The organism is Blautia sp. MCC270 (genome assembly GCF_018785605.1).
GTDB lineage: Bacteria > Bacillota > Clostridia > Lachnospirales > Lachnospiraceae > Blautia_A > Blautia_A fusiformis.
On the sequence record NZ_WQQD01000040.1, the window covers coordinates 13803 to 36203 of the forward strand.

Genomic DNA, 22401 nt, shown 5'->3' on the forward strand with positions numbered 1-22401 from the left:
ACCGCCGGGAAATATTTTACAGGTTTCCCGACATCTATAAATATCTATTCAGGGAGGAAATCATGAAAAAAGATCAGGAAATTTTTCAGGAACGTTTAAACCATCATCACGACGAGCTTCGATGGCTGTACACAGAGCTTTATCACAATGACGATATGTTTGCAGAGCTCTGCGACCAGATGTACCAGTATTTTACAGCACGCCGCCGCGCGCTCAAAAACCGCGACCTGGAAAGAGAAAAAAATCCGGACTGGTTCCGCCAAAAGGATATGCTTGGCATGATGCTCTATATTGACAATTTTGCCGGCAACATCAAGGGAGTTTCTGCCAAGCTTCCATATCTTAAAGAATGCAACGTGAACTGCCTGCATCTGATGCCGTTCCTTGATACCCCGAAGGGCCGTTCCGACGGTGGTTACGCAGTAGCCGACTTCCGCAAAGTCCGCCCGGACCTTGGTTCCATGAAGGACCTGGCTGCCCTTGCAGATAAATGCCACAAAAACGGAATGAACCTGTGTATGGATTTTGTTATGAACCACACCTCCGAGGATCATGAGTGGGCCAAAAAAGCACGCCAGGGTGACGGCGAATATATGAGCCGTTACTTCTTCTACAACAACCGTGAGATCCCGGACGAGTACGAAAAGACCGTACCACAGGTATTCCCAACCACTGCTCCGGGGAACTTTACCTGGCTTCCGGATATCGGTCACTATGTCATGACTACCTTTTATCCGTACCAGTGGGATCTGAACTACGGCAATCCCCGTGTTTTCAATGAGATGATGTACAACTTCCTCTTCCTTGCAAACCAGGGAATGGACGTGATCCGTATCGATGCGGTTCCGTATATCTGGAAGGAACTGGGAACTCCTTGCCGTAACCTGAAGCAGGTGCATACGATCGTTCGTATGATGCGTATGATCGCCGAGATCGTCTGCCCAAGTGTCGTACTTCTGGGTGAGGTCGTTATGGAGCCGGAGAAGGTTGTTCCCTATTTCGGAACCGTAGAGAAGCCGGAATGCCATATGCTTTACAATGTAACAACCATGGCTACAACCTGGAACAGCATTGCCACTCGTGATATCCGCCTTCTGAAAAAACAGATGGATATTGTAAACAGCCTTCCGAAGCAGTACACCTTCCTGAATTATCTCCGCTGCCATGACGATATCGGCTGGGGACTTGATTTCGCCACCCTGAAAGACTGGGGCATGGATGAGCCATCCCATAAGCGTTACCTGAATGATTTCTTTACAGGAAAGCATCCGGGAAGCGACAGCCGCGGAGAACTCTATAATGATGACCCGGTAACTCAGGATGCCCGCTTCTGCGGAACTACTGCTTCCATGTGCGGGATCGAGGCTGCTCTTTTTGAAAAAGATGACGAGAAGCTGAAAAGGGGTATCCGCGAGGATCTGATGCTTCACGCATATATGCTTACCCAGTCCGGAATCCCGATGCTTTACAGCTCCGATGAAATCGGACGTCTCAATGATTATTCCTATAAAGAGGATCCGGATAAGGCTGCAGATTCCCGCTATATCCACCGTGGTGCTTTCCAGTGGGAGCTTGCCGGAAAAAGGAACTCCAAATCCTCCGTTGAGGGACAGATCTTCCAGACTCTTAGCCGCATGGAGCAGATCCGCAGCCAGGAATCTGTTTTTGATAAAGACTGTGATGTATATACATACGATGTTCATGATGACAGCATTCTCTGCATCCTCCGCCAGAAAGGAAACGAACGTTTCATCGGAATCTTCAATTTCAGTGACAGCGAAAAAACTGCCTGGATGCAGGAGGAAGGAACCTTCCGCGATCTGATCACGGACCAGACACTGGAGCTTAAGGACGTGGAGCTTCCGGCTTATGGATTTATGTGGTGTAAGAGGATGTAACTGTTACTTGGTAAATAAAAAAGACGTGGCCTTACGGATCCACGTCTTTTTATTATGTTATATCTTTATTTTTTATAAGCTGTTCTGGTATTCAGAAATTACTTGCAGAGCTCCTCTGCCATTGCATCGATCTCTGCCACATTCTCATCGCTGAGGGAGGACATGATCTTTACATTGTTCTCAAGCCATGTGATATTTTTACTCTTCTCGAACATTCCTTTCATGACTTTAGCTGCAGTCGGTGCCCAGCTTCCGTTCTCAATGAGGCCGATGGTGCGGTTCTGGTAATTACGCTCTGTCAGGTTCTCGATGAATGTACGCATAAACGGGAATGCTTCTCCGTTGTATGTAATGCTAGCCAGTACCAGCTTGCCGTAGCGGAAAGCATCCTCCACTGCCTCTGCCATGTCTTCTCTTGCAAGATCGCAGACAACAACCTTCGGGCAGCCCTTTTCCTCCAGCTTCTGTGCAAGAAGCTCTGCTGCTTTCTTTGTATGTCCATATACAGATGTGTAGGCGATCATTACTCCTTCACTCTCTACTTTATAAGAAGACCAGATATCATATTTCTCCAGATAATGTCCAAGATTTTCGGTAAGGATCGGTCCGTGAAGCGGGCAGATGGTCTGGATATCAAGAGTTGCTGCTGCCTTGAGAAGCTTCTGTACCTGCGGACCGTATTTTCCGACGATTCCGATATAGTAGCGACGTGCTTCACAGTCCCAGTCCTCTTCTACATCAAGAGCTCCGAATTTGCCAAAGCCGTCTGCGGAAAACAGAACTTTGTCTGTGCTGTCATATGTAACCATAACCTCCGGCCAGTGAACCATCGGTGCAAATACGAAAGTAAGGACGTGTTTTCCAAGTGTCAGGGTGTCACCGTTGGCTACAATATGTTTCTTTCCTTCCAGATCCATTCCACGGAAGAAATTCTCCATCATGGTAAAGGTCTTTGTGTTGGCAACAACAGTTGTATCCGGGTATGCTTTCATGAAATTCTCAATATTTGCTGCATGGTCCGGCTCCATATGCTGGACTACAAGATAATCCGGTTTCGCACCATCCAGAACCTCTGCAACTTTTCCCAGCCACTCTTCTGTGAAGCCGGCATCTACAGTGTCCATAACTGCGATCTTCTCATCTTTGATCACATAGGAGTTGTAGGACATTCCGTTTGGCACTACATACTGTCCCTCAAACAGGTCTACCTGATGATCGTTTACTCCTACATAATAAATATCATTTCCGATTTTCATTGTATTGAGTTCCTCCTTGGTCTGCTGTATTTTATATTTCCAATATTTCTGAAAATACTTTCTTATTACTCTCATTTATTATATCATTGTTCGTACTGAAATCAATGTAGAATCTATAAATAAAAACAAACCTCTGCGCCTGATAAAAGAACTATTTTCCCCTCTTTACAAACCTATTCCAACATAGTATTGTATACCTTGGATGAAGGAATTTTTTATAATTTTTATGAGGTAAACTATGTGTGAAAATGAAAAAAAGAAAACGTCTTCCATTGAGATGACCTCCGGCTCTCTCTGGAAAAATATCCTCCTCTTTAGCCTTCCCCTGATGGGGTCCCAGGTGTTGGAGGTTCTTTTTAATTTAAGTGATGTTGCGGTTGTAGGGCGATTTGCAGATTACATGGCACTTGGAGCTGTGGGTTCCACAACTCTGCTGGTCACTTTATTTACCGGAATCCTGATCGGCATGGGCGCCGGAGTCAATGTTCGTGTAGCACACGAGCTTGGTGCCGAAAACAGAAAAGGTACCGAAGAAACGATTCATACATCTCTTCTTCTCTGTGCCATCGCAGGACTTCTAGTCTGTGTCGTCTGTCTTCTGTTTTCCGGACAGATGCTGTCCATGATGAATACGAAACCGGAGCTGATGGACCAGGCTGTTTTATATATGAAGATTTATGCTCTGGGTATGCCGGCCATGGCTGTATACAATTTCGGTAACGGCGTATTAAGTGCCCGCGGCGATACGAAGCGACCGCTGATCTATCTTTCCATTGCCGGAGTGATCAACGTTCTTCTGAACCTGTTTTTCGTTATCGTCTGTCATATGGCCGCCGCAGGTGTGGCAACTGCCAGCGCGATCGCACTGTATATCTCCGCAGCGCTGGTAATGATCCACCTCCTTCGGAGAAAAGACGAATGCAGGGTATCCCTGCGTAAGCTCCGTCTTCACCCGAAGGCCTGTAAAGCAGTACTGCTTCTTGGTATTCCCACAGGTCTGCAGAACGGGATTTTTGCCATTGCAAATCTGTTCGTACAGACCGGTGTCAACTCCTTCGATGCAGTCACGGTTTCCGGAAATGCCGCTGCCGCAAATGCAGACTCTCTGATCTACAACGTCATGTTTGCTTTCTATACTGCATGCGCAAGCTTCATCGGTCAGAACTGGGGTGCCGGAAATAAAAAACGTATGCTGAAAACTTATGGGATCAGCCTTACCTATGCCTTCATCGCAGGCGCGATCCTTGGTGGACTGCTTCTTGTTTTCGGTCCGCAGTTTCTGTCACTGTTTGCCACAGAACCGGCAGTCATCGATGCCGGCATGGAGAGGATCCGGATCATGGGCTTCAGCTATGCCTTCAGCTGTTTTATGGATTGCAGTATCGCCGCTTCCCGTGGCATCGGAAAAAGTATCCCACCGACCATCATCATCATTCTGGGATCCTGTGTATTCCGTGTCATCTGGTTCTATACGGTGTTTGCACACTTCCAGACCATTTCCTCACTTTATCTCCTGTATATTTTCTCATGGGGAATTACAGGCTTTGCGGAGGTTTTGTTCTTTGCTGTAAGCTTCCGGAAAATTCGGACCTGAAACTTCAAATATATATATAGCGCCAGACGAAGCATTGATCTGGCGCTTTTTTATATCTTTTCGTGTTTATGTACATTTGTCTTTACAAGGCGGACATAATTGTATATAATTATCCTGTTGTGCTTTTACGCAATGCAGTAATACCGGCTTAGAACGATCCGCCCTTTACACTGGATCGTTGCTTTGCGGCTCAGCATTTTTTAGCACACTCACACAATAGGAAAGAGGAAACTAGTTATGAAAAAACTGATTCAAAAATGGAACAGCATCAACCTGATCAAGCGCATCATCTGTGGTCTGATCGTTGGTATCATTCTCGGACTTGCGATCCCTCAGGCATCTGTGATCTCCATTCTCGGTGATCTGTTCGTCGGTGCTCTTCGTGGAATTGCTCCGCTTCTGGTGTTCTTCCTGGTAATGAGCTCTCTGTGCCACATGGGAAAAGGCCAGAAAACAAACATGAAATTCGTTGTTGTACTTTATCTTCTGGGAAATATACTCTCAGCACTGGCAGCTGTGATCTCCAGCCGCCTGTTCCCGATCATGCTGACTTTTTCCGAAAGTACAAATACTTCCGACGTCACTCCGCCAAGCGGTGTTGCAGAGGTCCTCAAAAACCTTCTGATGAACATTGTTTCCAACCCGGTTGACGCACTTGTCAACGCCAACTATATCGGTATCCTTGCATGGGCCATCATCTTCGGTATCGCACTGAAGGCCGCAAGTGAAACTACCAAGACTGTCATCGAAAACATTTCCGATGCAACCTCCACAGCCGTAAAATGGATCATCAGCCTTGCTCCATTTGGTATCATGGGCCTGATCTTCACAACCATCTCCGAGCAGGGACTTAGTGTACTGTTAAGCTATGGCCGTCTGATCTGTGTACTGGTGGGAACCATGCTCTTTGTCGCACTGGTGATCAACCCGATCATTACTTTCATCTGCACACGCCAGAATCCATATCCGCTGGTTCTGCGCTGCCTGAAGGACAGTGGTATCACAGCATTCTTCACAAGAAGCTCTGCCGCCAACATTCCGGTAAACATGGAGCTGTGCAAGGATCTCGGACTTGATGAGGATACCTACTCCATCTCCATCCCTCTTGGTGCGACCATCAACATGGGTGGTGCAGCGATCACCATTTCCATCATGGCTCTGGCAGCTGCACATACACTCGGTATCAGCGTAGACTTCCCGACCGCTCTGATCCTCTGCATCCTGGCTGCTGCAAGTGCGGCTGGTGCTTCCGGAGTTGCCGGCGGTTCTCTTCTTCTGATCCCGATGGCCTGCAGCCTTTTCGGAATCCCCAATGATGTTGCCATGCAGGTAGTTGGTGTCGGTTTCATCGTAGGCGTGATCCAGGATTCCTGTGAGACAGCACTGAACTCTTCCACAGACGTACTTTACACAGCATGCGCCTGCAGGATCAGAAAGAATAAATGATCACACTTATAAACCGTCAGGTGGATATTCGTAATTGAAACAGGGGACTCCCTTGATTCGGTTAAAAGGAGCAGATCTTCCGTATTTGGAAAATCTGCTCCTTTTTTTTGGCGGGCTACGGCAACTGAATTCGGGTAAAATATACCGCAAAGTGGGGCGTGCAGATTACGGGAATGATTTTTCAAACACGCTCTAACCTTCAGTTCCTGCAATATCTGCCCCATATAAAATTATCCGTAATCGGTAAATGAAACATCCTCTACATTCGAAAAAGCTTCCAGTTCTCTCCCATCTGCACAGCCAGATATACAAGCTCAAAGATCACAGCTACAGATCCAAGCTTAAAAAGCAGGGAATCCACAAAGCCTCCTGCCTTACAGAAATCCAGCGCAATGCCTCCCGGCAGCGGATATAGGATCCGTACCCGTTTCCGGTTAAAGCAGTCCAGCACCAGATGTGATGCGAATCCAACCACAAAATAAAGGACCAGCTTCACGGACACCATGGATATGGCTGCACTTAAAATGGCCATAGCCATGATCGAATGCATACATGACCGGTGCGGCTGATTTTTTCCAAAGGCGCAGACTGCAATAAAAATAATAACTCCCATGGCAACCGGCGCCATAGACTGGTTATTGCGGATCTTTTCCCAGATGGAAAAATCATAAAAATAATTCAATGCGATCTCTGCTGCCACAAGCAGTACCGCGATCAGTGTGATCCTGTCCGCATCCTTATGGGATTTGGAGGTTCCCACATCAATGTCGCTGATCAATGCTCCAAGCATTCCTGTTCCTGCCGCAAGTACCAGACCGGAAACCGTAGAGGGCTGTGTAACTGCCAGCACTGTTCCGAGTCCGACTGCCGCATGTGTTTTTCCTGTCATAATTCTCCCCTTATTGTAAAAAATCTTCCGTTATTCAGGATTATCCACTGCTACAGATCAGACACTCTCTTCTGATCTTCTGCATATATAAATGTATCACTTTATCATTTACCGCAGATCTGAAAATACAATAAGGCAGCTGTCAGCCTTACCTTTTACTGACAGCTGCCTCCACGAAACAGCATTATATCACATAAAAAATCACGATTCTATCTAAAATCTTTCTACTTTCTTTCACGTCCCGTTTAAATGGAATATGTCTCTTGGATCTCTCTTTTAATCAGACCAGTTCATACGTCCGTAGCGAAGTGCAATACCTTGGATCTCTTTCTGAAGCTTCACAGTCAGCTCCCTTTTGCGGATCCTCCACTTCCAGTTCTTTCCTACTGTGGAAGGCTGGTTCATTCTGCAGCTGTTATCCAGGCCCATATAATCCTGCATAGGGATCACACAGAGCTTTGCACTGCTTCTCATAACCAGGCTGATAAAGCATTTATGCAGCTCTTTATCCGGTGTATAGTTATCACAGAGATAATCCCTGGCAAGCTTACGCTCTTTTGCCATAATGCTCTTCCACCATCCGGCGATGGTCTCATTATCATGGGTTCCTGTGTATGCCACACTGTTCTCCGGATAGTTGTGTGGAAGATAATCGTTGGCACAGCCGGAATCTCTGGAATCAAACGCAAACTCCAGGACCTTCATTCCCGGGAATCCACTGTCATGGACAAGCTGACGCACAGAATCTGTCACATAGCCAAGATCCTCCGCAATGACCTGCTTCCAGCCAAGGGCCTGCTCCACTTTACGGAACAGATCGATCCCGGGACCTTTTTCCCAGTGACCGCCAATGGCATTTTCTGCACCGTACGGAATGGAAAAATACTCGTCAAAGCCACGGAAATGATCGATCCTTACCACGTCATAAAGGCGGAATACGTAGCTCAGTCTGGAGATCCACCACTGATATCCTGTATTTCTGTGGTAATCCCAGCGGTACAGTGGATTTCCCCAAAGCTGTCCTGTTGCGGAAAAACCGTCCGGCGGGCATCCGGCTACAGCCACCGGCACATTCTCCTCATCCAGCTGGAAAAGCTCCGGATGAGCCCAGGTATCTGCACTGTCCATAGCTACATAGATCGGGATATCTCCGATGATTTGAATGCCTTTTTCGTTGGCATATTTTTTCAGTTTCATCCACTGCTCATAGAATTTGAACTGCATATACTGCTGGAATTCAATATCAAAATATAATTCTCTGCGATAGTAGTCCATGGCATTTGCCCAGCGAAGGCGGATATCCTCTGCCCATTTTGTCCACTCAACACCGCCGAACTGATCCTTTACTGCCATAAAAAGTGCATAGTCGGAAAGCCACCAGCTGTTTTCTGCAACAAATTTCTGATAATCCGGATTCTCGCTGGTGTTGCTGTTTTCGTAAGCTTTGCGGAGAAGCTTGTAACGGCCTTTGTAGATTTTTTCATAGTCTACGCTGTCTGCTCTTCTTCCCCAGCTGACCTTATCACAGTCCTCCTTTGTAAGGACGCCTTCCTCCACCAGTGCCTTCAGGCTGATAAAATACGGATTTCCCGCAAAAGTGGAGAAGGACTGGTACGGAGAATCTCCGTAACTGGTAGGTCCCAGCGGAAGGATCTGCCAGTAGCTCTGTCCCGCTTCCTTCAGCCAGTCCACAAAATCATAGGCACTCTTTGAAAAACATCCGATGCCGTACTCTGACGGCAGGCTTGTGATCGGCATCAGAATGCCGGCTGCTCTTTTATCCATATCTTTTCTCTCCTTATGTTGAGCCCTGCATCTCAGAGCATCTTATCTATTATCCTCTCACGGATGCATATTCATATAATCTACGCAACCGTTTGCGTAAATTATACGTCCATTTTGCATGAAGTGCAATGCGTTTTTGTCTTTTCTACCTTTCTTACAATTTTTACATCCTGATTTTGTGCAGTTTTTCATTGTGTCAAACAGAATCTGTCTGCATCTCACTACCTGATTTTCTGTGCATCTGTTTTTACGCAATTTCATGCAATTTTCCGTGCAATATGTTTGACAGTATCCTTGTTATGAACTACAATATCTCTATCAGACTGAGATAAAAAAGCCGGATCAGAGGCATACTTCCGCTTTGATCCGGCATATCCGTGAGGAGGCAAATTTATGGCAGTAACCATCAAAGATGTGGCAGCTCTGGCCGGGGTGTCCCCGTCCACCGTTTCCAGAACCTGCAAAAATAATCCATCTATCAGTGAAGAAACCAAGGAACGTGTACGCAGAGCCATGGCGGAGCTTGGCTATGAGCCGAATTTTCAGGCCAGTAACCTGGCAGCACAGATTTCCCGCTCCATCGGTATCATCCTGCCTCCGTCCCCAAAGGAGACATACGAGAATTCCTTTTACCTTGAGACGATCCGGGGGATCAGCCACTACTGTAACGCACATCAGTATATCAGCACCATTGTTACCGGTCAGAATGAAGAAGAGATCCTTAACGCAGTACGTTCCATGTCCAGAAGCGGTAAGGTTAACGGATTTATTGTTCTTTATTCCCGTGTGAATGATCCTGTTATTGATTTTCTTTTCAGTGAAGGACTTCTCTATATCCTGATCGGAAAACCGGCACAATACACCAATCATACGATCTATATCGATAATGACAACCTTCTGGCCGGACAGGAGGCAACGGAGTATCTTTATGCTCTGGGCCACCGGAAGATCGCTTATCTGGGTGTAGATAATTCCCTGGTCTTTTCCGCAGACCGCAAAACCGGCTACATGACTGCGCTGATCAGCCACGGATTAACCGTACAGCCCGAATACTGTATAGAGGTTCCTGCCGCTTCCCAGAATGAGTTTCAGGAGCTTCGAAAGCTGCTTTTAAGTGAGGAGCGCCCTACAGCTGTGCTTGTCAGTGATGATATTCTGGCGCTTTCTCTGGAAAGGATCTGTATAGAAGCAGATATCTCCATACCGGAGGATCTGTCCATTCTTTCCTTTAACAACTCACTTTTTGCCAGACTGACTTCCCCACAGCTGACCTCCATTGATATTAACTCCGGGCAGCTTGGAATGGAAGCAGCCACGCAGATGATCAGTCATATCGAAAATCCGAGCCTTCCGGCCACAAAGATCATTGTACCTCACCAGCTGATTGAAAGGGACAGCTGCCGGAGGATCTGATCTGCTTTCAAACAAAAAACAGGTATCTTCTCTGCTGACTGTGTATTGACCACCACTTATCGATCTGACATTGGTGGTCGATCTACCGCCCGGCAAAAAGATACCTGTTTTTCATTTTTTATAATACTTTTTATAATGCTTTCTCATAACACCAGTACATATGTCCCCAGAGTTCACACTCTCCCACGTTCTCAAAATTCAGCTTATCATAAGAACGGAGTGCTTTTACATTGTCCTTCGCAACAAGAAGATGTACAGCTTTATAGCCCCGCTTCTTCAGTTCTTCCATCACACCCTTAAGAAGTTTCCCGGCAATCCCCTGATTCTGGAATTCCTGACATACTCCCACCCGGGAGACCTCCGCTGACGGCACCATGGTTTCTGACCAGCATGTGAGACATTCCACATTTGGATCATCATCAATGGAGATCACACCTGCGATATTTCCCGCATCGTCCCGCATACAGAACAGCGCATCTCTGGAAAGATCAAATTCCACTTCTTTTTCTGAAGGATACTCCTCTGTCCACACACAATAGGGCGTCCCCAGCAATGAACGGTACAGCTTCAGAACTGTATCTGCTTCTTCTCTTTTTACACGCTCGAAATTCATTTTATATCCTTTCTCCTGAAAATACATTCTTTTTCCGCCCGGATCTCGCCAGTATCAGGATCACAGCAAATGTAATGATCTCTGAACTCAGAAAGGAGCTCCACACGCCATTGATCACAAATAATCCGGAAATAGCTTTTTCCCAGGACTGTCAAATCTGCAATCTGCACCATGTCCTTTTCTGATTCTGGTTTTCATCCCATTTATCATTTATTCTAACTCAAAAAAGCTTCTCTTTTTGTTACTGATAATAACATCTTTCGCTACACCCCGCCGGAAACACTATCCGTTTTAACGTACATTTAAATTCCCTCTCATTTTCTGCAGCGTCCAGGATTTCCAACGCTTTTCGCAAATTCCGGATATCTTTTTCCATGTGATCCACATAGTTTCCCCGGCCAACCAGCTTCAGATGCGTGATCCCTGCCTGCTTCAGCTGATACAGTGCACACAGTCCACAGCCTGTCTCACCACAAAGATATCCGGATTCATCATATGCTTTCAGATCCGGTTCCTGATCCCACGCCTGCTCCTGAAGAGCCATTATTTTTTCCGGAACAGCATCACCATTCCGTACAGTTCCAAGCCAATAGGACACCCTGCAAAGATATCCCATCTCATCACAGTGAAGAGAATTACAGAATGCTCCCGTAAACTGGCACATTTCATTCAGCACAAAGGCCTCGAACTCCATTCCCGCCTCCGGTCGGATCCCGGCCTGTTTTTCCACTTCTCTCTGAGATGCAATAACAGACTGCATATCCCGGAACGTGTTTTTCCGATGAAAGATCAATCTCTTCAGAGGAAAGCGCCGGAACATCTTCAGCATTTCGCTGTTCACTTCCCCTGTCTCTCCGCTGAGATGGATCTCACAGGAAATCCCCCTGTTTTTCAGATAAACAAGAAGCGCCGGATCTGCAATGATATAGCTTCGAAATCCAATTCCCATGCACTTTTCTATGATATCTCCGATCTCCGGATACTGTTCCGGAAGATAATACAGGGAATTGAAGGTGAGATGCACCGGCTTTTTATATTTTTTTACCATCTGGGAAAGAATTTCCAGCTCACTGTATGCTCCAAGCTGAACATTACAGCAGAGAACCTCCCGGCGATTTAACGGCATTACTGTGCCGTATTTTTCCGCCCAGGAAAATGGTACATAGCCACAGAAAAATTCATCTGCTCCTGCCTGCACAAAACGTTCATATTCATCTATGGAGCCTAACCCGGCTGTTATTTTCATACTGTTATCCATGTCCTGTTCCTTTTTTCCGCAATGTATTCTTGTCAAACAGATATTCGTGCTCCACCTTCACAGCCTGCTCATCACCTGTCATATATTAACAACAATGCGATCCGGCTTTGTGCCTTTTATATTTTTCCACATTTCAGGTATCTCCGGAAATGTTTTATCCACACCGAACAGGGAATTATACCTCCCTGCCATGTGTAAATGTTCCGGATAAAGAAGTGTGTATTTTTCACAAAATTTCGGACAGTGCTCCGCAAGCTGCTGTGTACCACGATCCCCAGTGGTGCACAAAGCATACAATGGACAGTACTGCGAAGTGTTTGTCTGATAAAAAGGCAGATGCAGACTGTTTTTTCCCGGCGGAAGCTCCTGTGGATATCCGCAGGACTCCCATTCGTATCTGTGGATATGAAATTCTTCAGCCAGAAAATCCCGATAAAACCCCGCATTCAGGCTGTTTTGCTGAAATAATAAGGTATCACCGGATTTATATTTCATTCGCGGATCCTTTTTTCGTTTATTGAGCAATGTGCCCAGAACAGGATGCAGGCGGGATGTTTTTCCACAGAGCATTTCCACCATGGCCCAGTCATTGACTACGATTTCCACATTCACCCCATGAATACAGCACCAGTTATCCACCTTTTCCAGAAGCTTTCCCACAGACGAAAGCATAAATTCCCGGATATAAGAAAATACCAGTGTGATCTCCGATCCCTCCAAATACACTTTATCCATAATAGAAAAAAGCTGCTCTTCTGTCGGAAACAAATTATGGCAGAACTGATTTCCAATATAAAATCTGTCCGGTGTCCGGCCTGCAAAATAACTGTGAGTGAGATAATTCTTCTGCCAGTAAGACGCCAGAAAAGCCTGCAGCGGCTGGCACAGATATTCTTCATACAGGGAAGTGCAGTTTAATTCCAGGGCAAACTCTGCATTATCCAAAAGCCTTAATTCTTCTGCACCCATTGTATCCTGTGGATTTCCGGAAGCCTTTTCATTTTCTCTGAAAAACCACCGCTTCTTCTGTTCCTCCAGACTCCTGCAGTGCATCTCATCCAGCTCCGCAGGATAACCTGTCAGTGATTTCGCCAGCTCTCCATCGTCTCCATCCAGCTTCAGACGGATATATCTGTTGTACTCTCCGGCCAGCCGCCGAACCTCCTGTACATAATCCTTCTGTTCCACTCTCACAGAATATTCCCTGTAAAAATATTTTCCGGTTTTCTTTTCAACTGGCTGTTGATCCTGCAGGCATTGATCCTCTGCTGCACTCATCCCAAACTTCCGGATCTCCACTCTCCTGTACCCGGCTTTTTTCATATCATAAAAATAGATCAGAAACTGCTCCGGTTCCGGGCATTCCTCTGCCAGCCGAAATCGAAATCCATCTTCACCCAGCTCTGTGATCCGGATTTCTTTGCTATCCATAAAACCGGACAGTAATCCAAATGGTATCATAGAGATCCTCATCAGGAAAGCTTCCTCCCTTCAGGCAAAAAAGGAGATGCCATATGCTCCCATACAGCACCTCCCACTGTTCCTTCTTATTTCACTTCTACTAATTCAATTCTGAAATTCAGCTCTTTACCTGCCATCTCATGATTAGCATCGAAAGTAATGGTTTTTTCATCTTTTGCGTTAACTTTAACCGGGAACGGCTGACCATACTGATTGGAGAGGTATACCTGCTGTCCTACAGTAAGATCCTCAGCACCCGGAAGCTGTTCGATCTCAAGTGTAAAAATCGCATCCGGATTCGGCATACCGTAAGCTTCCTCAGGCATCAGATGAACATCTACCACCTGGCCAACCTCCATGTTTGCAACTGCCGCATCAAAGCCTTTGATCATCTGTCCTGCTCCGCAGATGAATTCCAGTGGCTCGCCACGGTCATAGGAAGAATCGAACTGTGTTCCGTCATTAAAGGTTCCTCTGTAATGTGTACGGCAGGTTTTTCCGACATTAGGGCCTGTGATAGATGGCTGGGAACCACAGCCTCCGCCACAGCCTCCGCAGGAATGTCCGTCTTCATGACCGCCGCAGGAGTGTCCATTCTCATGGCTTCCGCAGGAATGTCCATCCTCATGATGGTGATGATCACAATTCACACCTGTGGATACCAGCTCGCCCTTCAGATAAGCATCCACAGCTGTGTCTGCATCTCCCTGTGCTCCGGAACATAATTCAATGCCAGCCTCAGCAAGTGCACTCTGTGCTCCGCCGCCGATTCCTCCACAGATCAGAACGCTGATTCCCTGCTCTGCAAGAAGTCCTGCAAGTGCACCATGTCCGGTGCCATTGGAACCGATCACTTCACTGGAAACAACCTTGTTATCCTCTACCTCGTACACCTTGAAAAACTCCGTTTTTCCAAAATGCTGGAAAATATTTCCGTTGTCGTATGTTGCTGCAATTTTCATTTGTAAAACCCTCCATTAATCAGATATGTATTATATTAGTATATCGTGCAGGCAGGATAAAAGCAAGGTTTAACTTCTCTCACAAAAACACCTCGCGGGACATTGCCAGTGAACAGTAACCTCTTGCTGTCATTCAATGAATCCAGTATAATAGAAGCATCTGTAAAAATAAAAGATTTTTTAAATAAGAAGGTTTGAATTAAAATGAAATCATACGAAGAATTACTTTCAGATATTGAAGAAGACATGGAACTCATGGGTTCCTCACACATTGTTTATTCCATGGAAGAGGACGGCGTTGTTACTGATTATGATTATCTTCCATCCGATTCCTGTACGATCTCCATTACCTTAAAGGAACTTCAGGAAAAGCTTCAGCTGCAAATGCTCTATACAAAAGTTTCCGCTCATACAGCCGGAGCAGATAAAAATGCCCCGAAATTAGCTGTTGTTTTTCCGGGCATCGGATACACTGCTGACAAGCCGCTTCTTTACTATACCAGCCGCCTTGCCAGCAAACACGGCTACCAGATCCGCACTGTATCCTATGGCACCCTCCCGGAAAATGTCAAAGGAGATCCTGAAAAAATGAAACAGGCCTTTGACCTTGCCCTGGAACAAACAGAACGCTCCTTAGGCAGCATCGACTGGAATTCCTATGGCAGCATTCTGTTTATTTCCAAAAGCATTGGTACAGTCATCTCCTCAGCCTATGCTTCCCGACACGATCTGACTGTAAAAAGCATCCTGTTCACGCCTCTTGCAGAGACCTTTTCCTTCCCACTTGCCGGAAGCATCGCCTTCCACGGCACCGCAGATCCCTGGGCCGAAACCGATTCCATACGGGAACTGGCAGCACAGAAAGATGTCCCTCTCTTTCTCACCCAAAACGCCAACCATTCTCTGGAAACCGGGGATGTACTGACGGATATCTTTATTCTAAAAACCACAATGGAGCGGGTCCAGCGTTTTATTTAACGCCGGTCCTCTTATTTTTCTCCACCCACTAAAAACTGAGGTGTCAGCTTGTTCAGCTCACGTTCCATGGAAGTTCTGGAAATATCACTGATGTCCTTCAGGGCAAACACTTTGGAAAAGCCGATCTCCATCATGTAATCCAGATCCCATACCGGACGCTTTTTATCACTCATAAACAGCTTACTGCTGAGCTCTTTCCCTGTTTCCGCATCTTCATGAGCATGGATACCTCTTCCATATTTTTCCCACATAGCAGCATCATGTGCCTCGTAAATCTTTTTCTTTTCTTCATCATAAAGATGCAGATACCAGCAGGCGTCCGATACCAAAAGACGTCCGCCTTTTTTCAGTACACGCAGCCACTCCTTGTAAGCCTTCTGTGGATCGTCCAGCGTCCATGTGATATTTCTGCAGATAACCATATCAAATGTCTCATCCGGGAAATTCAGATTGTGGCAGTCCATAGTCATCAAATCTGCGGATAAACCTGCTGCCTTTACATTTTCCTTTGCTTCATGGATCATATTTTCAGTAATATCGATCCCGGTCACATGATGTCCTTCTTTTCCCAGCATAATTTCAAAAAATCCCGGCCCGCAGCCTACGTCCAGTACTTCCAGATGTTCTTTTTCCGGCGCATACTCCAGAATCAGATTCTTCCAGTTTTCTGCTGTTTCACTTTTCAATTCTGCCTTGATCCCTTCGCTGTAAATGCCAGCTTCTCCTTCCCAGTACTCTTTGATCTTATCGTTTTGCATGTCACTTCTCCTTCTTTGTGGCTACTACAATAAATTTTTTTCCCTGATATCCGTATTTCCAGAAATCCATCGTCCATGGTCTGTTTAGCCAGCGGTTCTCTCTGATCTGGATCCTGGCAAAGCGTACCTTTTTTAATATCTGAAAGTCCGCTTCCGGACGCTTCTGCGATGTAAATGGCAGCTTTTCATAAATTCCGCTGTTTTCCTTCACGTCAGATCCATATGTTTTTCTTTCTGTAACATAAATAAGAAAATCAGCAATTTTCATATGGATCTTATTTTTTAATGTGGGTTCGACGGTCCGATAGTCCCCATCAAAATAAATGATCCTTCCACCTGGTTTTAATACAGCCTTCCAGCGTCTGAAAGCTTTTTCCGGATCATATAATGTCCACACCGCATCTCTGGAAAGTATCACATCATAGCTTTGTTCCTGTTCCAATGGCAAAGTTACACCATCTTCCTCACAGATTTCCACCTGCTGATGATACTGCCGCATATTCCTTCTGGCTTTTTCTACCATTCCTGATGAACCATCGATCGCTTTTACATCATGTCCCAGACGCGCTGCTATGATGCTCATAAAACCCGGGCCGCAGCCCACTTCTAAAATACGAAGGGGCTCAGGTCCAAGAAGTCTTTTCAATTCTTTTGTCCAGTAAGATACCGTTCTTTTGTTACTCAATTGTTTTTGGATCATATCATCATAATCACCGGAATCTTCTGTCCATTTATTCTCGATCTTTTCAAACATTTTTTACTCCACTACATCCAGTGTTGCCCAGTTAATGCCTTCATAGGCAGTCGGTGCAAGCTCTACATTGGTCAGTCTGGTATTGTTGTAGATATAATCACGGTTCGGATAATACAGCGGCACTGTTACTGCCTGATCATTGATACGTGTGAGGATCTTATCGTATAATTCCGTCCGCTTTTCTTCATCCTGTGTCTTTAATACTTCTCCGAGATCTTTGTTCAGCTCCTCATCGTACCAGTTTACTGCCTTTGCTCCATCTTCCGCATAGAACATTGATTTCAGGAATCCATGAGGCATCCAGGAATCTTCATAGCTGCGGTAAATGCACAGATCGTAATCTCTGGTGTTCCAGATCTCATCATAGTAAGCTGCGGATTCTTTTTCTACCAGTTCAATACCTACACCGACCTTCTCATATTCAGATTTCAGGAATTCACAAAGAGATTTCCATGAAGCATATTCTTCAGTCTGGAATACCAGTCTGAGGCTCAGTGGTTCTCCGTCTTTTTCTACAATACCATCTCCATCTGTATCCTCATATCCTGCTTCCTTTAACAGTTCCTTTGCTTTATCCGGATCATATGGATAGCCCTTGCTGTTTTCTTCTGTTACATAAGGAACTGTCGGAGACATAAGTCCGGTTGCAGGATTGCCGTAACCATCCAGCAGATCATTTACAATGCTTTCTTTATTTGTTGCATAATTCAGTGCCTGACGTACGTTTACATCCTGAAGCGCCGGTGTATCATAATTTTCGATCAGATAGTAAGAAAGTGTGGAAACCTGCTGTTCTGTCGATAAATTTTTATCTGCCTGGATAATACTGAAGCTTTCGGATGGAATATCCTGAAGATTCAGATCTGCCTCTCCACTCTGAAGTGCCATCACTCTGGCATCACCGTCTACCACCTGTTTCAGAACTACTTTATCAATATTTGGTTTCTCACCGTAATAATTAGGATTTGGTACCAGGACAACCTCCTGACCGCTTTCATAACTGTCGATCATCCACATTCCGGTACCCACTTCCTGACAAAATTCTCCATCTTCATCCAGTGCACTTTCACAGGTAAAACGGAACGGTCTTGGATAGCTGAATTCGATCAGCAGAGTATAACATGGTTCTGCGAACTTAAATTCTACAGTATAATCATCTACCTTTGTAACATTTTCCAGTTTGGCTGAAAAGTTACCGGTCACATCCTGTTCCACCCATCTGTTATAATTCCACATCACATTGTCTGCATTAAACTCTGTGCCGTCCGAGAATTTCACATCTTTTCTTAAATGGAACGTATAGGTTGTGCCATCTTCGCTGATATCCCAGGATTCTGCCAATGCCGGTTTGATTTCTCCATTTTCTCCGTAACGTACCAGAGGATCATAGATCATTTCATAAAGACGAAAGTCCGGACCACTTTTTATAGGGTCACAAAGTTCAGGAGTCAGATCAATGGATGTCATTGCCGTAACTACTTTTTCCTCTTTTGCCTGTACATTGACACCTGTCAGTAAAGTTGCCGCCACCATGCTCAATGCTATCAATTTTGCTACACGTCTTTTCTTCATTTCTTCCTCTCCTTTGTTTGTTTTATATTTTACAGCATATGACATGCCGCAAAATGTCCTGTTTCAATTTCTGTCAATTCCGGTATATGCTCTCTGCATATATTTGTACATCTTCTGCACCGGTTCTGATATGGGCAGCCCTGTTCCGGAATGGTATCTGAAAATATTTTCTTTTCCTGCGATCCGATTCTTCGCATTTTCGGTTCTTTTACCGGAATAGAATCAAACAGATCTTTTGTATAAGGATGTACGGCAGTCTCCTTTAAGCTGTCCGTATGATCAATAAACTCGACCACGCGTCCCTGATACATAATAGCCACCTCTTTGCAGAGATATGGAACGTTGGACAGATCGTGAGTGATCAGTAAATAGGTCATCTCATATTTTTCCTGCAGCTCATTTAACAGATGCAGGATCTGCTTTCGTATGGAATAATCCAGACTGGATACCGGTTCATCACAGATCACAAGTTCCGGTCTTAATACCAATGCTCTCGCAATATTAGCTCTCTGACACTGACCTCCTGAAATCTGTCCAACATAACGGTTGCGGATATCCGGATCAAGCCCCGTCTGGATCAAAGCCTCCTTTACTCGCTCTTCATACTCACCCTCTTGCAGTTTTTCATGTAATTTCAAAATTTCCAGAATATTTTCTCCAATGGTATAACCGGGATCAAATACCCCGCTGCTGCTTTGAAAGACCATCTGAAGATTCTTGCGATATGGACGAAACTGCTTTTCAGACAAATCCTGCATTTCCTGTCCCTGAAACCAGAATTTTCCATCTGTAGGTTTCTCCAGGCCGGCGATCAGCTTTCCGAATGTAGTTTTACCACTTCCACTTTCACCGATCAGGGCCATGGATGATCCTGCATGGATTTCCAGACTTACATCATCCACTGCCTTCACAATTTTTTTCTTGCCATAATATTTTTTTAAATGTTCTGTCTTTAGTAACGTACTCATACTTTTCCCCTATAAAACTGCATCCAACAGTTTTTTTGTATATGAATGCTGCGGATGATAAAAGATCTCTTCAACCGTTCCGTTTTCCACTATTTCGCCGTCTTTCATGATCGAAACATCATCTGCGATCTCTGCCACCACACCCAGATCATGCGTAATAAATAACACGCCCAGATTTTCTTTCCTGGATAGCTGATAGATTTCTTCCAGGATCTGCTTCTGTACGGTTACATCCAAGGCTGTCGTCGGCTCATCTGCGATCAGATAATCCGGTTTCATGGACATGGCAATGGCGATCATAACACGTTGGCACATACCACCAGACAATTCGTAAGGTTTTTTCTTCATCAGTTCTTCCGGATCACGCAGATTCATCATCCGCAGACTTTCCAACGCTGCTTCCCTTGCCTGTTTTTTGCTCATTCTGCGATGTTTTCTCAGTCCTTCCAGAAGCAGTTGTTCAACTGTAAAGAGCGGATCGAGAGCAGCGGTCGGATCCTGAAAGATCATTCCGATCCTGTCTCCGTATAACTGTCGTTTTTCTTTTCCTGATAACTTCAGAAGACTCTTTTCGTTCAGTGTCACATCTCCGGATATCACCTTTCCATTTCCTGCAAGCAGATTCATGATCGTCAGAGAGGTAACTGACTTGCCGCTTCCGCTTTCTCCCACCAGAGCATGGATCCTTCCGCGTTTTACTTCCAGGCTGACATCTTTTACTGCATGAACCATTCCGTGAGAAGTCTGAAACTCCACATGTAGTCTTTTTACCTTTAGAACATCATTTTTGGGCTGTTCCATTCTGTATTCCCTCCCCCAGATAATTAAATGCCAGAACAATGATCATGATCAGTATGCCCGGATAAAACATCAGTCTTGGATAAGTCTGAATATAACTTCTACTGTCACTGAGCATGATCCCCCATTCCGGTGTCGGTGCCTGCACACCAAGGCCGATAAAGGAAAAACCGGCAATTGACAGAATGATCGAACCGATTTCCATTGTTGCCAGTGCGATTACAGATGGCAGGATATTTCTCAATACATGCCTAAATATGATCCTTGCGTGGCCGCAGCCGCCGGCTTTTAGTGCGGTCATATAATTTTTATTTTTTTCCTGAAGTGTCAATGCTCGGGCAAGCCTTGCATATTCTGCCCAGGATACGACCGATAAGGACAGGATCAGATGAGCGCCGCTGGCTCCTACGGTTCCTGCAATGGCAAGTGCCACAATAAAGACCGGCATAGCCATAAATACATCAATGATCCTCATAATTATGGAATCGATTTTTCCACCTACATATCCGGCAAACAGTCCGATCGGCACCCCGACACATACGGTGATCAGAAGCACCGTAAAGCTATAGCTCAGTGAATACCGGCTGCCCCAGAGAAGTCTTGATAAAATACATCGTCCCAGCTGATCAGTACCTAAAGGATATGCCGCCGACGGATTCTTTAATTTTATCGAAACATCCACAAGCAGTGGATCATGCGGCGCCAGTACAGGTGCAAAAATAGCTGCCAATGCAAAAATTATGACCACCATCAATCCTATTTTTGTTTTCGGTGACCGGAATACCTGTTTCCAGTACAGATTCTGGATCATGCTTTTTTCTGTTTTCTGCTTTCTTCTGCTTCCCATTCTATGATCTCTCCTTTACTTTAACTGGATTCGCCGGTCAATCGCAGAATAGGCGATATCCACAAGAAAATTTAATACTACAATGCCAACAGCCAGAATAAAGATAAAACATTGCAGCACCGGAGTGTCTTTTGAGATCACGGATTTCAATGCCAGATTTCCGATTCCCTGAATTGAAAAAATACTTTCTATCACAGCTGAGCCACAGAAAAAACCGATCACAATTGATACCAGACGTGTAAGCACAGGAATCAGGATATTTTTCAGACCATGACGCAAAATTACATTTACAGATGACAATCCCTTAGCTCTGCTGGCACGTATGTAATCCTGCTTCAGCACCTGTATCATATTGGTACGGATCAATCTCGTCATAATTCCAAAGAAACTGATATCCATGGCAAATGCCGCAAGAATCGGGATGCCTCCGGCATCTCCTCCGATCACGGAAATCACTTTTAGCTTTACTCCAAATATATAGAGCAGCATCAGACCGATCCAGAAAGACGGCATAGATACACTGAGGGACGACAAAATGCGAATGACTTTATCCAGAACTCTGTTTTCATAAATTGCCGACAAAATTCCAAGAGGGACTGATACGATCATCAACAATAAAAACGAAGTAACTGCCAGTTTAAATGTCTGTGGAAAATATCTTTTTAATTCCTCAAAAGCCGGTTTTCTGGTAGAATATGATTTTCCAAAATCGCCATGAAGTGCCTGATCCAGCCATTTCCCGTATTGTACCAGCACCGGCTGATCCAGTCCTTCCTCATGCCGTACTTCTTCTACCTGCTCCGGTGACGGATGCTCATATTTTTTCTCCGCCAGCACTCTGGCAGCATCACCTGCCGATATAAAACTCAGCATAAAAATAATAAATGTAACCGCCAGCACTACCGGAATCATAAATATAAAACGCTTTGCAATTACTTTTCCCATTTTCATTTCTCCTCATTTTTCATCTGTTTATTCGGTTAAAATAAAAAAAGCTGATATGATCCAGCATCATATCAGCACAAAAAACAAACCTCCACCTCAAGCAGAGCTTATTCCTTCTGTATCCCATCCGAATCAGAATTCTTCTGTCAAAAAGGCAAGTCTCCTGACTCCAGTTCTTCCTACTTACCATCTTCCCGGATCTCTCC

Annotated in this window: 20 protein-coding genes and 1 pseudogene; 6 read left to right on the plus strand and 15 right to left on the minus strand. The window is 45.2% G+C overall.

The genetic code is table 11. From position 1 onward, the window contains the following. The first annotated feature begins 62 nt into the window (after window positions 1-62). Window positions 63-1898: an amylosucrase gene (locus GPK58_RS10715; protein ID WP_195274671.1), complete on the plus strand. Its 1836-nt coding sequence runs from the start codon at window positions 63-65 to the stop codon at window positions 1896-1898. Window positions 1899-1999: 101 nt separating this feature from the next. Here GPK58_RS10715 and GPK58_RS10720 read toward each other — a convergent pair. After that, a pseudogene (locus tag GPK58_RS10720) lies at window positions 2000-3154 on the minus strand (FprA family A-type flavoprotein); the annotation flags it as partial. Window positions 3155-3392: 238 nt separating this feature from the next. Between GPK58_RS10720 and GPK58_RS10725 the strand changes: the two are divergent. Together GPK58_RS10725 and sstT are read left to right on the plus strand one after the other, a co-directional pair. Next, window positions 3393-4748 (plus strand): MATE family efflux transporter, encoded by a 1356-nt coding sequence (locus GPK58_RS10725; protein WP_021652900.1) that lies wholly within the window; start codon window positions 3393-3395, stop codon window positions 4746-4748. 237 nt (window positions 4749-4985) lie between these two features. After that, window positions 4986-6194: a serine/threonine transporter SstT gene (sstT, locus tag GPK58_RS10730; protein ID WP_173723002.1), complete on the plus strand. Its 1209-nt coding sequence runs from the start codon at window positions 4986-4988 to the stop codon at window positions 6192-6194. Here sstT and GPK58_RS13450 read toward each other — a convergent pair. Continuing rightward, window positions 6155-6379: a DUF6783 domain-containing protein gene (locus GPK58_RS13450; RefSeq protein ID WP_442860559.1), complete on the minus strand. Its 225-nt coding sequence runs from the start codon at window positions 6377-6379 to the stop codon at window positions 6155-6157. The genes sstT and GPK58_RS13450 overlap by 40 nt on opposite strands. Between GPK58_RS13450 and GPK58_RS13380 the strand changes: the two genes are divergently transcribed. Beyond that, window positions 6323-6445 (plus strand): DUF6783 domain-containing protein, encoded by a 123-nt coding sequence (locus GPK58_RS13380; protein WP_334304781.1) that lies wholly within the window; start codon window positions 6323-6325, stop codon window positions 6443-6445. The two genes, GPK58_RS13450 and GPK58_RS13380, sit on opposite strands and share 57 nt — an antisense overlap. Window positions 6446-6453: 8 nt before the next feature. Here the strand turns inward: GPK58_RS13380 and GPK58_RS10735 are convergent, their stop codons facing one another. Both GPK58_RS10735 and malQ read right to left on the minus strand, forming a co-directional pair. After that, on the minus strand, window positions 6454-7083 hold the full coding sequence (locus GPK58_RS10735) for a metal-dependent hydrolase (protein ID WP_215638635.1): 630 nt from the start codon (window positions 7081-7083) through the stop codon (window positions 6454-6456). A gap of 276 nt (window positions 7084-7359) precedes the next feature. After that, window positions 7360-8868, minus strand: coding sequence for a 4-alpha-glucanotransferase (gene malQ, locus GPK58_RS10740; RefSeq protein ID WP_173734263.1), 1509 nt, complete (start codon window positions 8866-8868; stop codon window positions 7360-7362). 393 nt (window positions 8869-9261) lie between these two features. Between malQ and GPK58_RS10745 the strand changes: the two genes are divergently transcribed. Next, on the plus strand, window positions 9262-10281 hold the full coding sequence (locus GPK58_RS10745) for a LacI family DNA-binding transcriptional regulator (protein ID WP_215638636.1): 1020 nt from the start codon (window positions 9262-9264) through the stop codon (window positions 10279-10281). Between the two features lie 130 nt (window positions 10282-10411). Here GPK58_RS10745 and GPK58_RS10750 read toward each other — a convergent pair whose 3' ends face one another. The 4 genes from GPK58_RS10750 to GPK58_RS10765 form a co-directional block, all read right to left on the minus strand. Continuing rightward, a complete protein-coding gene (locus tag GPK58_RS10750) occupies window positions 10412-10894 on the minus strand; it encodes a GNAT family N-acetyltransferase (protein ID WP_021650238.1) in 483 nt (160 codons plus the stop codon). Between the two features lie 241 nt (window positions 10895-11135). After that, a complete protein-coding gene (locus GPK58_RS10755) occupies window positions 11136-12152 on the minus strand; it encodes a U32 family peptidase (protein WP_252195800.1) in 1017 nt (338 codons plus the stop codon). A 78-nt stretch (window positions 12153-12230) separates the two neighbouring features. Then, window positions 12231-13613, minus strand: coding sequence for a hypothetical protein (locus tag GPK58_RS10760; RefSeq protein ID WP_215638637.1), 1383 nt, complete (start codon window positions 13611-13613; stop codon window positions 12231-12233). 86 nt (window positions 13614-13699) lie between these two features. Beyond that, a complete protein-coding gene (locus GPK58_RS10765) occupies window positions 13700-14575 on the minus strand; it encodes an FKBP-type peptidyl-prolyl cis-trans isomerase (RefSeq protein WP_173746377.1) in 876 nt (291 codons plus the stop codon). A 204-nt stretch (window positions 14576-14779) separates the two neighbouring features. Here GPK58_RS10765 and GPK58_RS10770 point away from each other — a divergent pair, with 204 nt between their 5' ends. Beyond that, a complete protein-coding gene (locus GPK58_RS10770) occupies window positions 14780-15553 on the plus strand; it encodes an alpha/beta hydrolase (protein ID WP_215638638.1) in 774 nt (257 codons plus the stop codon). 11 nt (window positions 15554-15564) lie between these two features. On the opposite strand, the gene GPK58_RS10775 is transcribed toward GPK58_RS10770, so the two are convergent. Genes GPK58_RS10775 through GPK58_RS10805 form a run of 7 tightly spaced genes read right to left on the minus strand, consistent with a single transcriptional unit; the run spans window position 15565 to window position 22195 of the window. Beyond that, on the minus strand, window positions 15565-16311 hold the full coding sequence (locus tag GPK58_RS10775) for a class I SAM-dependent methyltransferase (RefSeq protein ID WP_015526666.1): 747 nt from the start codon (window positions 16309-16311) through the stop codon (window positions 15565-15567). A gap of 1 nt (window position 16312) precedes the next feature. Next, window positions 16313-17065, minus strand: a complete 753-nt coding sequence (locus GPK58_RS10780; protein ID WP_022426108.1) for a class I SAM-dependent methyltransferase — start codon at window positions 17063-17065, stop codon at window positions 16313-16315. A 3-nt stretch (window positions 17066-17068) separates the two neighbouring features. After that, window positions 17069-18637 (minus strand): nickel ABC transporter substrate-binding protein, encoded by a 1569-nt coding sequence (locus GPK58_RS10785; protein WP_252195801.1) that lies wholly within the window; start codon window positions 18635-18637, stop codon window positions 17069-17071. Window positions 18638-18666: 29 nt separating this feature from the next. Next, window positions 18667-19605 carry an oligopeptide/dipeptide ABC transporter ATP-binding protein gene (locus GPK58_RS10790; RefSeq protein ID WP_059086421.1) on the minus strand — a complete coding sequence of 313 codons (939 nt, stop codon included), beginning with the start codon at window positions 19603-19605 and terminating at the stop codon, window positions 18667-18669. Window positions 19606-19614: 9 nt separating this feature from the next. Continuing rightward, window positions 19615-20406, minus strand: coding sequence for an ABC transporter ATP-binding protein (locus GPK58_RS10795; RefSeq protein WP_021650927.1), 792 nt, complete (start codon window positions 20404-20406; stop codon window positions 19615-19617). Next, entirely contained in the window at window positions 20387-21250 is an 864-nt protein-coding gene (gene nikC / locus GPK58_RS10800; protein ID WP_021650926.1) for a nickel transporter permease, read from the minus strand. The genes GPK58_RS10795 and nikC overlap by 20 nt, the downstream gene beginning before the upstream one ends. A gap of 15 nt (window positions 21251-21265) precedes the next feature. Continuing rightward, window positions 21266-22195: an ABC transporter permease gene (locus tag GPK58_RS10805; protein WP_015526672.1), complete on the minus strand. Its 930-nt coding sequence runs from the start codon at window positions 22193-22195 to the stop codon at window positions 21266-21268. Window positions 22196-22401 lie beyond the last annotated feature (206 nt).